This window comes from Williamsia deligens, from assembly GCF_024171765.1.
Classification (GTDB): Bacteria; Actinomycetota; Actinomycetes; order Mycobacteriales; family Mycobacteriaceae; genus Williamsia_A; species Williamsia_A deligens.
Genome location: NZ_JAMTCI010000002.1, coordinates 578,953 through 591,252, shown reverse-complemented (window position 1 = coordinate 591,252; position 12,300 = coordinate 578,953). Strand labels below are relative to the sequence as shown.

Here is a 12,300-nt window from a genome sequence, read left to right as displayed (position 1 = left end):
ACGCGACGCAGCGTGAACACATCACGATCTGATAACGAACTGCGACCGGCGTCGTGACCGCCCGGTTCAGCGCGCGACACCGGCCCTGACCTGCGCGGTATCCGAGGCCCCCCGGTGTCCCGGCGCGAACCGCACTTGTTACCGACGGGGTTACCCGCGGGTATACCCACGGGTCACCCCAGAACATGAGGGATCCCTCATTTTCGTGTGCGACGATGGTCCGCGTCCGCACGGCAGCAATCCCATGATCGCGCAGCGCCCCCCGCGCAATCGCCACCGTGACAACGGTTCTGACCCGCATCGCGGCGGGAGAGCCCGGGCGACAGGTCATCTCGGGCCGCGACGGCCCGGACCGCGGCCACCGCTGCTGCCCGACATCGATGTCGCCTGCACCCCGCCGACCCCCACCCCCGAGGAGAACTCCACTGTGACGGTCAACGAGTACCGCAACAACACCGACGGCACCCCGTCGGCAGGTCGACACACCGACACCCTGATCGCGCGCCTGATGTCCGGCACGCCGTACGCCGTCACCTTCGGTGGCCAGGGCACCCCGTGGCTCCCGGCCCTCGCGGAACTCGTCATCGACGCAGAACTCGACCACTCGCTCGCGCAGACCGTCGAGGCGGCAGAACGTCTCGTCGCACCGGTGACCGCGCAGCTCGACGCCGTCCGCCCCGACGGGTTCGATCCGCTCACCTGGGTGCACGCCCTCGCCGCGGATAGGGATGTCCCCGCACCCGACGTCCTCGCGGGCGCCGCGCAGTCCGTCCCGGGCATCCTCCTCACCCAGATCGCGGCCCTCGCGGCGCTGGCGAAACAGGGACTCGACACCGCACGCATCCGCCCCCAGGCCGTCGCCGGTCACTCGCAGGGCGTGTTGGCCGCGGATGCGGTCACCGACTCATCGGGGGCCGGCGCGGCGGGTGGGCTCCTGGCCCTGGCACACCTCATCGGCGCCGCGGGTGCCACCGTCGCCCGTCGCCGTGGGCTCGCCGCCGGCGCCGACGGCAGCCCCATGCTGTCGATCAGCCGGGTCGACCCCGCGCGCCTCGCCGAGATCCTCGCCGACCACCGTTCCGAGCTCGTCGCGCAGGACGCCGCGATCGCCCCGGTCGTCGCGATCCGCAACGGCCGACGGTCGGTCGCCGTGTCCGGCTCACCGCGCCAGTTGCGCGCCCTGGAGAAGCGGTGCGCCGCCATCGCGTCCGCCGAGGCCGCCGACCGCAAGGCGAAGATCACCGGTGGCGCGCCGTTCGCGCCGACATTCGACACTGTCGACGTCTCGGTCGCCTTCCACCATCCCGCGATGGTCGAGGCCGTCGAGCTCGTCGTCGAGTGGGCGCAGCTCTGCGGACTGGACACCGGATGGGCCCGCGATCGCGCCGATGCGGTCCTGGTGAGCCCGTGTGACTGGGTCGCGGAACTCGACGAGGTCGCCGACAGCGGAGTGCGGTGGCTGCTCGATCTCGGTCCGTCGGACTCGGCGACGCGCCTGTCGGTGCCCAACGTCCGCGGGCGCGGCATCGGCTGTGTCCCGGCCGCGCTGCGCGGCGGCCAGCGCAACGTCTTCGCCCCCGGCGGTGTGCCGTCGGTGCCCGCTCCGTGGAGCGTCCACGCCCCCACGGTCGCCCAGCTCCCCGACGGCAGGACCGTCGTCGAGACCGCGTTCACGCGGCTGACCGGCCGGTCGCCGATGCTGCTGGCCGGGATGACCCCCACGACCGTGGACCCCGCCATCGTGGCCGCGGCCGCCAACGCCGGTCACTGGGCCGAGCTCGCCGGCGGCGGACAGGTCACCGAGGAGATCCTCGCCGACAACCTGGCCCGGCTGGACGCGCTGCTCGAGCCCGGTCGTCAGGCGCAGTTCAACGCGCTCTTCCTCGACCCCTACCTCTGGAAGTTGCAGCTGGGCGGCAAGCGACTGGTCCAGAAGGCCCGTGCGGCCGGCGCCCCCGTCGACGGTGTCGTGGTGTCGGCCGGCGTCCCCGAACTCGACGAGGCGGTCGCCCTGGTCGAGGAACTCGTCGACGCCGGCATCCCCTACGTCGCGTTCAAGCCGGGCACCGTCGAGCAGATCCGCTCCGTGGTCCGCATCGCCGCCGAGGTCCCCGCGCACCCGGTCATCGTCCACATCGAGGGCGGGCGCGCCGGCGGCCACCACTCGTGGGAGGACCTCGACGACCTCGTCCTGGCCACCTACGCCGAGCTGCGTGCCCGACCCAACGCCGTGATCTGTGTCGGCGGGGGGATCGGCACACCCGTGCGCGCCGCGGACTACCTCACCGGCCGTTGGTCGACCGCCCACGGCTTCCCGGCGATGCCGGTCGACGGCATCCTCCTCGGGACCGTCACCATGGCGGTGCTGGAGGCGACCACGTCCCCGGCCGTCAAGCAGCTGCTCGTCGACACACCCGGATCCGACCGGTGGATCGGTGCGGGTCACGCCGCGGACGGGATGGCCTCGGGCCGCAGCCAACTCGGTGCCGACATCCACGAGATCGACAACGCCGCGTCGGCGTGCGGTCGCCTGCTCGACGAGGTCGCCGGAGACGCCGACGCCGTCGCGCAGCGCCGCGGCGAGATCATCGCCGCCCTCGACGCCACGGCCAAGCCCTACTTCGGTGACGTGGCCGCGATGACCTATCGGGCGTGGCTCACCCGCTACGCCGACCTGGCCGTCGGCACCGACCCGGGTCCTGCGCCGGAATGGGCCGATCTCACCTGGCGCGACCGCTTCCGGCAGATGCTGCAGCGCACCGAGGCCCGCATGCATCCCGCCGACCGTGGTGAGGTCGAGACGGTCTTCGCCGACGACGCGTCCACCGACAACCCGCACGCCGCGATCGACGTCCTCGGGGGCCTGTTCCCCGAGATCGACGCCGACGTCCTGCATCCCGCCGACGTCGCGTTCTTCCTCGGGCTGTGCCGTACCCCCGGCAAGCCGGTGAACTTCGTGCCGGTGGTCGACGCCGACGTGCGCCGCTGGTGGCGCAGCGACTCCCTGTGGCAGGCCCACGACGCGCGCTACGGCGCGGACGAGGTCTGCGTGATCCCGGGACCGGTCGCGGTCGCGGGCATCACCCGCGTCGACGAGCCCGTCGGTGAGCTGCTGGACCGCTTCGAGTCGCACCTCGCCCAGGAGATGCTCGCCCGGGGCGCGACGGTCTCGTCGACGGTGTCCCGCCGCGCCGGGATCGCCGGCCACGACGGTCTCCTGGCCGCCGTCATCGCCGCGGACTCGGTCGAGTGGGCTGGACGCATGGTGACCAACCCGATCGCCCGCCTCGGTGACCTGAACCGGTGGTCCTTCCTCGACGACGGTGACGACCGCGCGGAGCACGCGCCGACCGGCGCCACCCTCACGCGCACCGCGACCGGTGTGGATCTCGTCGTGCCGATCGCCGTCACGAGCGTCACCATTCCGCTGACCGTCGACGACGGGTTCGCCGACGGCGCCTGCCCCCGTGTCGATCTCGACGCGGCGTCGGACGCGATGCGCACGATCCTGACCGTCGCGGGTGGGGGAGACCTGCCCGAGGTCGTCGACGGGGTCGCGACCATCACGGCCCACTGGGCCGCCGACCTCGCCGCCGACCACGCCGGCGTCACCGCGCACGGGCTCCCGTCGCGACTGTCCGCGTCGACACCGTCGGGCAGTCGCGGGTTCGCCGTCCCGGACGCGGTGATCGGGCTCGCGTGGCCGTCTGTGTTCGCCGTCATCGGTGCGGCCCGCACCACCGACGACCGCCCTGTCGTCGAGGGCCTGCTCGACCTCGTCCACCTCGACCACGCCGTCGCCACCACCGGTGTGCTGCCGCGCACCGACACCGAGGTCCGCGTCACCGCGTCGCTGCGGTCCGTGAGCGACGCCTCCGTGGGTCGGGTCATCGCCGTCGACGTCGAGATCGCCACCGACACAGCGATCCTCGTCGCCGCGACCGAGCGGTTCGCCATCCGCGGCCGCCAGGGCCCCGCCGAGCTCACCGATCCCGTCCGCGCGGGCGGCGTCCCGGACGACGAGCGCGCCGCGACCCGCGCACTCGTACGCACCGCGACGGTGCGGGCACCGGCCCGCATGCACGGCTTCGCCGCCGTCTCCGGTGACCGCAACCCGATCCACACCGATCCCCGCGCGTCGCGGCTCGCCGGTCTCGGCGATCCGATCGTGCACGGGATGTGGCTGTCGGCACTGGCCCAGCACGTCGTCACCGCCACCGACTCCGACAGGCCCGTCCCCGCCCCCCGTCCGCTCCTCGGCTGGACGGCGCGCTACCTCGGGATGGTCCGGACCGGTGACGACGTGACCGTGCGCGTGGACCGTGTCGGGCTCGATCACGGCGCCGAGGTCGTCGAGGTGACCTGCTCGGTCGACGGCGACCTCGTGCTCGCCGCCACCGGCCGTCTCGCCGCACCGCGGACCGTGTACGCCTTCCCCGGCCAGGGGATCCAGAGTGCCGGGATGGGACTCGCGGCCCGGTCACGATCGGCAGCGGCCCGTGACGTCTGGGAGCGCGCGGACGCGCACACCCGCGCGGCACTGGGCTTCTCGATCCTGGCGGTGGTCCGCGACAACCCGACGACGCTCGTGGCGCGCGGCACCACCTACACCCATCCCGACGGCGTGCTGTTCCTCACCCAGTTCACCCAGGTGGCGATGGCCACACTCGGCGTCGCGCAGATCGCGGAACTGACGGAGGCCGGTGGTTTCGTCGAGGACGCCATCACCTGTGGTCACTCCGTCGGCGAGTACAACGCGCTGGCCGCGTGCGCCGGCGTGCTGCCGCTGGAGGCCGTGCTCGAGGTCGTCTTCCAACGTGGCGAGGCGATGCACCACCTCGTCCCCCGAGATGAGCTGGGACGCAGCGACTACCGCCTGGCGGCCATCCGCCCGAGCCAGTTCGGCGTCGCCGACCACGAGGTCGTGGCCTTCGTCGAGCAGGTCGCACGCACCTGCGGGGAGTTCCTCGAGGTCGTGAACCTCAACCAGCGGGACACGCAGTACGCGGTCGCGGGCACGGTGCGGGGTCTGGAGAACCTCGAGGCGCACATCGAACGTCGCCGGGCCGAGTTCGGCGGCAAGCGCGGGTTCATCGTCATCCCGGGCATCGACGTGCCGTTCCACTCCAGCGTCCTGCGCGACGGGGTGCCCGAGTTCCGGACCCGACTGCAGGAACTGCTGCCGGAGTCGCTCGACCCCGACGTCCTCATCGGTCGCTACATCCCGAACCTGGTGCCGCGGCCGTTCTCGCTCGACCGCGCCTTCGTCGCCGAGATCGCCGATCTCGTTCCGTCGGAGCCGCTCGCGGCGGTGCTCGCCGACTTCGAGACCGCATCCGCGGACCGGTCCGCGCTGGCCCGGACCATCCTCATCGAGCTCCTCGCATGGCAGTTCGCGAGCCCGGTGCGGTGGATCGAGACCCAGGACCTGCTCTTCGCCGGACCCGACACCGGCGGTCTCGGTGTCGAGCGGTTCGTCGAGGTCGGGGTGGCGACCGCACCGACCCTGGCGGGACTGGCCACGAACACCCTCAAGCTGCCGGACTTCGCCGACGTGGCGGTGCAGGTGCTCAACGTCGAGCGGGACACCCAGGTGATCCTCGCCCAGGACGAGGCACCCGACGAGCCGGAGGACGAGACCGACACGGCGCCCGTCGAATCCGCCGAGACCCCGGCCGTACCGACGGCGACCGTCGTCGCCCCGACCGCGCCAGCGCCGTCGGGCCCCCGTCCCGACGACATCGCCTTCGTCCCGTCGGACGCCGTCCGCGCGGTCATCGCGATCTGGACGAAGATGCGCCCGGACCAGATCGGTGCCGCGGACACGATCGAGGCGCTGTGCGACGGTGTCTCGTCGCGACGCAACCAACTCCTGCTCGACGTCGGCGCCGAGCTCGGTCTCGGCGCCATCGACGGAGCGGCCGAGGCCGACATGGCCGGCCTGGCGTCGACGGTCGACGCGCTCGCCCGTGGCTACAAGCCCTTCGGGGCCGTCCTGTCCGACGCCGTCGGTGATGCACTGCGCAAGGTGCTCGGACCACTGAACAAGCGCCCGGCGTACATCGAGGACCGGGTCACCTCGGTCTGGCAGCTGGGCCCCGGGTGGGCGCGGCACGCCACGGTGGCGCTGGCACTCGGTACCCGTGAGGGCGCATCGGTGCGCGGCGGCGACCTCGGCGGCCTCACCGGTGGTCCGGTGGCGTCGGTCGACGCTCTCGACGCCGCCATCGACGCCGCTGTCGCCGCGGTCGGCACGCAGCAGGGCGTCGCGGTGAGCAAGCCCGCCAACGACTCCGGTGCGGGTGCGACGGTGGACGCCGCTGCACTGGGTGCCCTGACCGAGCAGTTCACCGGTCGCAGCGGGGCACTGGCCTCCGCGGCGCGGACGGTGCTGCGCAAGCTCGGACTCGACGACGACCTCGACCCGTCCGACGCCGTCGACGAGGACGCGCACGCCGCACGCGTTCTCTCCGACCGCGTCTCCGCCGAACTCGGCGCGGACTGGCTGCGGATCGTCACACCGACCTTCGACGAGAAGGCAACCGTCCTCGTCGACGACCGGTGGGCGAGTGCCCGCGAGGACCTGGCCCGTCTGTGGCTCGCCGACGAGCACCGACTCGACAGCGACTTCGACGTCGTCACCGCACGGTTCGCCGGTGCCGGTCACACGATCGCCCAGCAGGCGACCTGGTGGCAGGGCAAGGCGCTGCGCGTGGGCGACGGTGTCCGGGCGAGGGTCTACGCCCAGATCGCCCACGAGGCCGAGGATCCCGCCCCGGGTGTCTGGGAAGGGGAGGTGGCCGTGGTCACCGGCGCGTCCGCCGGATCCATCGCGGCCGCCGTCGTCGGGCGTCTCCTCGCCGGCGGCGCCACGGTGGTCGCGACGAGTTCCCGTCTCGACGCCGACCGGGTCGCCTTCTTCAAGCAGCTCTACCGCGACAGCGCCCGCGACGGCGCGGTCCTGTGGCTCGCCTCGGCGAACATGTACTCCTACACCGACGTCGACGACCTGGTCGAGTGGATCGGCGCGGAGCAGACCGAGACCGCAGGCGGATCGACCACCGTCGTGAAACCCGCACTGCGCCCCACCCTGCTGTTCCCGTTCGCCGCGCCGCGGGTGGCCGGCGACCTCGCCGACGTCGGGCCGCGGGCCGAGCTCGAGATGAAGGTCCTGCTGTGGTCGGTGGAGCGTCTCATCGCCGGCCTCGGGTCCATCGGCGCCGACCACGACATCGACGGTCGTGTGCACGTGGTGCTGCCGGGATCGCCCAACCGCGGGATGTTCGGCGGGGACGGCGCGTACGGCGAGAGCAAGGCCGCCCTCGACGCGCTCGTCGCGCGGTGGTCCTCGGAGTCGTCGTGGAACTCCGGCGTCACGCTGGCCCACGCCATCATCGGCTGGGTGCGGGGCACCGGACTCATGGGCCACAACGACGGCATGGTCGCCGCCGTGGAGGCCGCCGGTGTGCGCACCTGGACCACCGAGCAGATGGCCGACGAGCTCGTGTCGCTGTGCACCGCGCCCCGTCGTGAGGCCGCGCTGCAGGCCCCGATCGTCGCCGATCTCACCGCGGGCCTGGCCAACGTCGATCTCGATCTCGCCGCGCTCGCCGCACAGGCCCAGGCGCAGACGGTCGCAGACGACGTCGTCGAGACCACTGTGCCCACCGTCCCTGCCCTCCCCGCGCCCGCGCGGCCCGTCACGGGCACGACGCCGACCTGGCCCGAGCTGACCGTCGACCCCGCCGATCTCGTCGTGGTCGTCGGAGCCGGGGAACTCGGTCCCTACGGCAGCTCCCGCACCCGGTTCGAGATGGAGGTCTCCGAGACGCTCTCGGCGGCCGGCGTCCTCGAACTCGCCTGGAGCACAGGGCTGATCACCTGGGAGCAGACCCCCAAGCCCGGGTGGTACGACACGGAGACCGGAGATCCGGTGGCCGAACACGAGATCGCCGACCGCTACCACGATGCGGTCGTCGAGCGGTGCGGCATCCGCCGCTACGCCGACGACGGCGAGATGGTCGACAACACCGCGCCGCTGCTGGAGTCGGTCTTCCTCGACGAGGACCTCACCTTCACCGTGTCCACCGAGGAGGAGGCGCGAGCGTTTGCGGCGTCGGATCCCGAGCGCACGGTCGTGGCGCCGGTGGCCGGCGGCGGGGAGTGGGAGGTGACCCGCAGGGCGGGCACCGAGATCCGCGTGCCGCGACGGTTCACCCTGTCGCGCACGGTCGGTGGGCAGATCCCGACCGGCTTCGATCCCACCGTGTACGGCATCTCCGCGGACATGGCGGCGTCGCTGGACCGGGTCGCGCTGTGGAACATCGTGGCCACGGTGGACGCGTTCCTCGGGTCCGGGTTCGACCCGTCCGAGCTGATGCGCTGGGTGCACCCGGGTCTCGTCGCGAACACCCAGGGCACGGGTATGGGAGGCATGGAGTCGATGCGGTCGCTGTACATCGACACGCTGCTGGGCGAGTCGAAGGCGAACGACATCCTGCAGGAGGCGCTCCCGAACGTCATCGCCGCGCACGTCGTCCAGTCCTACGTCGGTGGCTACGGCGCGATGGTCCATCCGGTCGCGGCATGCGCGACCGCCGCGGTCTCGGTCGAGGAGGGTGTCGACAAGATCAGGCTCGGCAAGGCACTCTTCGCGGTCACCGGTGGTTTCGACGACCTGTCCATCGAGGGCATCGTCGGGTTCGGCGACATGTCCGCGACGGCCGACTCGGCCGCGATGGCCGCACGCGGCATCGACCCGCGTCGGTTCTCCCGCGCCAACGACCGCCGACGTGGCGGGTTCGTCGAATCCCAGGGCGGCGGAACGGTTCTCCTCGCCCGCGGTGACGTGGCTGCCGACATGGGCCTGCCCGTGCTGGGCGTCGTCGCCTGGGCACAGAGCTTCGGCGACGGCGTGCACACCTCCATCCCGGCCCCCGGGATCGGTGCGCTCGGAGCGGCGCGCGGACGGTCGGAGTCGCCGATGGCGCGGGCACTGCGCGATTTCGGGGTGAGCCCCGACGACGTCGCGGTGGTGTCGAAGCACGACACGTCCACCAAGGCCAACGATCCCAACGAGGCGGACCTGCACGAGCGGATCGCGGGCGCGTTGGGCCGCAACGACGGTGCGCCGCTGTTCGTGGTGTCGCAGAAGTCGCTGACGGGCCATGCGAAAGGCGGCGCGGCCGCCTTCCAGCTGATCGGTCTGTGCCAGATGCTGCGGGAGGGTGTCATCCCGCCCAACCGGAGCCTGGACTGCGTCGACGACGCCATGCGCCGCCATCCGCACCTGGTGTGGGTGACCGAGGCGCTGCGCCTCGGGGACCGGTTCCCGCTCAAGGCCGGTCTGCTGACGAGCCTGGGGTTCGGTCACGTGTCGGGTCTGGTCGCGGTGGTCCACCCGGAGGCGTTCGTCGCCGCACTCGATCCCGAGCGTCGCGCGGCCTACCGCCGTGCCGCTGCGGATCGGTCGAGGGAGGGCGGCCGGCGTCGACTCGAGGCGATGTGTGGGGGACAGGCGCTGTACCAGCGGCCGCCGAACCGTCGCCTCGGCGACGACGGTCCCGACCCCGACCGGGAGGCGGCGATGCTCCTCGACGACGGTGTGCGGCTCGACGCCGACGGCGACTACCCGGCGTTCGCGGAGTCCTCGGCCCGGTGAGCATCCTCGGGATCGGGATCGACATCGTGTCGGTGCCGGAGTTCGCCGAGCAGATGACACAGGCGGGCACGACGTTCGCCGACCGGTTCACGGTCGGCGAACGTCGGGACTCCGCCGCAGGCACCGGCGACGACGCGCGACACCTCGCCGCGCGGTGGGCCGCCAAGGAGGCCGTGCTCAAGGCGTGGTCGGTCAGCCGGTTCGCGCTCGCCCCCGCCGTGGCTGCCGTGGAACTCGCCGACATCGAGGTCGTCACCGACGTGTGGGGACGGCCGTCGATACGCCTCGCCGGGACGATCGCGGAGCACCTGACCGACGTCCGCATCCACATCTCGCTCACGCACGACGGCCCGACGGCGGCCGCGATGGCGGTGATCGAGGGCGCCTGACCCCCTCAGCGCGCTGCGGTCACCCCGGACGAGGCGTCGTCGCCGCCGGGATCGGCTCCGTGATCGGCACCGGGATCCTCGAGCACGAGGTAACCGGTGAGCATGCGCTTGAGTTCGGCGACGGTGCGCGCGTGGTCGTGCCCGTCCTGCACGGAGAAGCTCAGCAGCGAATACGCGGTGTGCACCAACACCTCCGACATCATCGCGCGCCGGGTGTGCTGGCTCGGTGTCAGCGGCGCGATGATGCGCGCGACCATCTGGGCGAGCGCCCGCTCGTGCACCAGCGCGGTCGCGCGGGTCGCGGGGGTCGACTGCACGGCGAGCCACACCGCACGACGCGACGGGTCGTCGCGCCAGAGCGAGGCGAGGTGGTCCAGGAACTTCTCGAGCAGTCGCGGCCAGTCGAGGGACGGGATCTCCCGGCCGAACTCCGCGAGCGCGTCCTGCACCCCGACGGCGTCCTGACGGTCCAGCTCGCACACGATGACGTACTTGTTCGCGAAGTACTGGTACAGCGTCCCGATCGGGACGTCCGCGCGGGCTGCGATCTCGTCGCAGGTCAGCGATTCGAACCCCACGTCGATGAGCAGCGCCCGTGCCTCGACCAGCATGGCCTCGAACCGGCGCCGGCTGCGCTCCTGTGTCGGTCGCTTCCGCGGGACGAGGGGCGCCGTCGGATCACCCATGGGACGAGTCGGTCAGACCGCGAGGTCGCGGCGGAGCTTGGCGACGTGGCCGGTGGCGCGCACGTTGTACTGCGCGACCTCGATGGTCCCGTCGGCGTCGACGAGGAACGTCGAGCGGATCACCCCGGTGACGGTCTTGCCGTACATCGTCTTCTCGCCGAACGCGCCCCACTCGGTCAGCACGGTCTTGTCGGGGTCGCTGAGCAGAGGGAACGTCAGTCCCTGCTCGTCCCGGAACTTCGCGAGCTTGGCGGGCTTGTCGGGGGAGATGCCGACGACGTCGATACCGGCCCCGGACAGTTCGGCGAGGTTGTCGCGGAAGTCGCAGGCCTGCTTGGTACATCCCGGCGTCGACGCGGCGGGGTAGAAGTAGACGACCACCTTGCGGCCGGCGTAGTCCGCGAGGGAGACGGGGTCGCCGTCCGCGTCGGGCAGGGTGAAGGCGGGCGCGGTGTCCCCGGGGGCGAGCCGTCGTGTCGTCACGCGTGACACCGTAGTCGAGCACCCTCGGCGGCCGGTGCGGGTCGTGTCGGGCCCGGACACCGGTGAACTCGCGGGCGCGGGTGAACTACGGTGAACAGTCGAGAGCGGTCCGGGAGTACCACCGGACACGATCACCTCACCGGGCGTCGTCGACAGGCGCACCCGGGCCGACGATGGAGGACACGTGGCACGCGACCCCGACAGCATCGAGCGCGACATCGTCCGTGCGCGCGAGGACCTCGCCACCACCCTGGACTCGCTCGCCGAGCGCGCGAACCCGCAGCGGCTGGCGCAGGACGCCAAGTCCGGTGTCGTGGCGACGCTCAACGCACCCGCCGTGAAGTACCCGCTCATCGGCGTCGGTGTCCTCATCCTCGCCCTCACGGTGAAGAAGCTCGTCAACTGACACCGCTCGTCGCGGTCGGCTCAGGCGTCGACCGCGCTCTGCGCGACCAGCAGTGCGACGGTGGCGGCCACCGCGATCTCGGTGATCTCCGCGGGGTCGTGACCGGCTTCGACCTGTGACGCGATCACCTCGCGCAGCCCGCCCACCAACAGCACCACCATCGGTCGGGACGGCGGTGTGTGGCCCTCGCGGCGCAGGTCCTCGCTGTCGGCGAGTTCGCTGACGAGGTCGACGAAACCCTCCCGCGTGGCCCGTTCCACCGTTCGCGCGCCGGCGCGCAGGGTGGGGGCGTCACGGATCCAGGACAGCGTCAGGGCGGGCTCGGCCGACGCGCCCTCGATCCACGACTCGATCCCGGCGCGCACCTGTGCCCGCCACGGCGCGGATCGGTCGACCCTGCGGTAGATGAGATCGATCTGTCCGCGGTTGATCGTCTCCAGCATCGCCGCGAAGCACTGTTCCTTGTCGGAGAAGTGCTCGTAGAACGTCCGGCGCGACATCCGCGCGATGCGCACGACGTCGGCCACGGTGCTGTCGCGGTACCCGCGGTCGACGATCGACGTCGCCAGCGCGTCGATCAGTCGACCGCGGACGTCGTCGGTGCGCGCCGTCTCGCGCGGTGACGGCTGCGGGCCGACCCCCGCGGCATCGCTGCTCATGGGACACGAGGCTAAT

6 protein-coding genes are annotated in these 12,300 nt (G+C 72.1%); 3 read left to right on the top strand and 3 right to left on the bottom strand.

Annotated features, from left to right (window positions below):
* Positions 1-427 precede the first annotated feature (427 nt).
* Together LX14_RS17015 and acpS are read left to right on the top strand one after the other, a co-directional pair.
* Positions 428-9,661, top strand: coding sequence for a type I polyketide synthase (locus LX14_RS17015; protein ID WP_253648504.1), 9,234 nt, complete (start codon positions 428-430; stop codon positions 9,659-9,661).
* A complete protein-coding gene (gene acpS, locus LX14_RS17010; RefSeq protein WP_253648503.1) occupies positions 9,658-10,050 on the top strand; it encodes a holo-ACP synthase AcpS in 393 nt (130 codons plus the stop codon). Before LX14_RS17015 ends, acpS begins: the two co-directional genes overlap by 4 nt.
* Before the next feature lie 5 nt (positions 10,051-10,055).
* Here the strand turns inward: acpS and LX14_RS17005 are convergent, their stop codons facing one another.
* Together LX14_RS17005 and bcp are read right to left on the bottom strand one after the other, a co-directional pair.
* Complete coding sequence (locus LX14_RS17005) at positions 10,056-10,736, bottom strand: TetR/AcrR family transcriptional regulator (protein ID WP_253648502.1); 681 nt, start codon at positions 10,734-10,736, stop codon at positions 10,056-10,058.
* 12 nt (positions 10,737-10,748) lie between these two features.
* Positions 10,749-11,219, bottom strand: coding sequence for a thioredoxin-dependent thiol peroxidase (gene bcp, locus LX14_RS17000; protein WP_253648501.1), 471 nt, complete (start codon positions 11,217-11,219; stop codon positions 10,749-10,751).
* A 184-nt stretch (positions 11,220-11,403) separates the two neighbouring features.
* Between bcp and LX14_RS16995 the strand changes: the two genes are divergently transcribed.
* The gene (locus tag LX14_RS16995; protein WP_253648500.1) at positions 11,404-11,625 is read left to right on the top strand and encodes a DUF3618 domain-containing protein; all 222 of its coding nucleotides are present in this window, start codon (positions 11,404-11,406) and stop codon (positions 11,623-11,625) included.
* A gap of 20 nt (positions 11,626-11,645) precedes the next feature.
* Here the strand turns inward: LX14_RS16995 and LX14_RS16990 are convergent, their stop codons facing one another.
* On the bottom strand, positions 11,646-12,284 hold the full coding sequence (locus LX14_RS16990; protein ID WP_253648499.1) for a TetR/AcrR family transcriptional regulator: 639 nt from the start codon (positions 12,282-12,284) through the stop codon (positions 11,646-11,648).
* Positions 12,285-12,300: the final 16 nt, after the last annotated feature.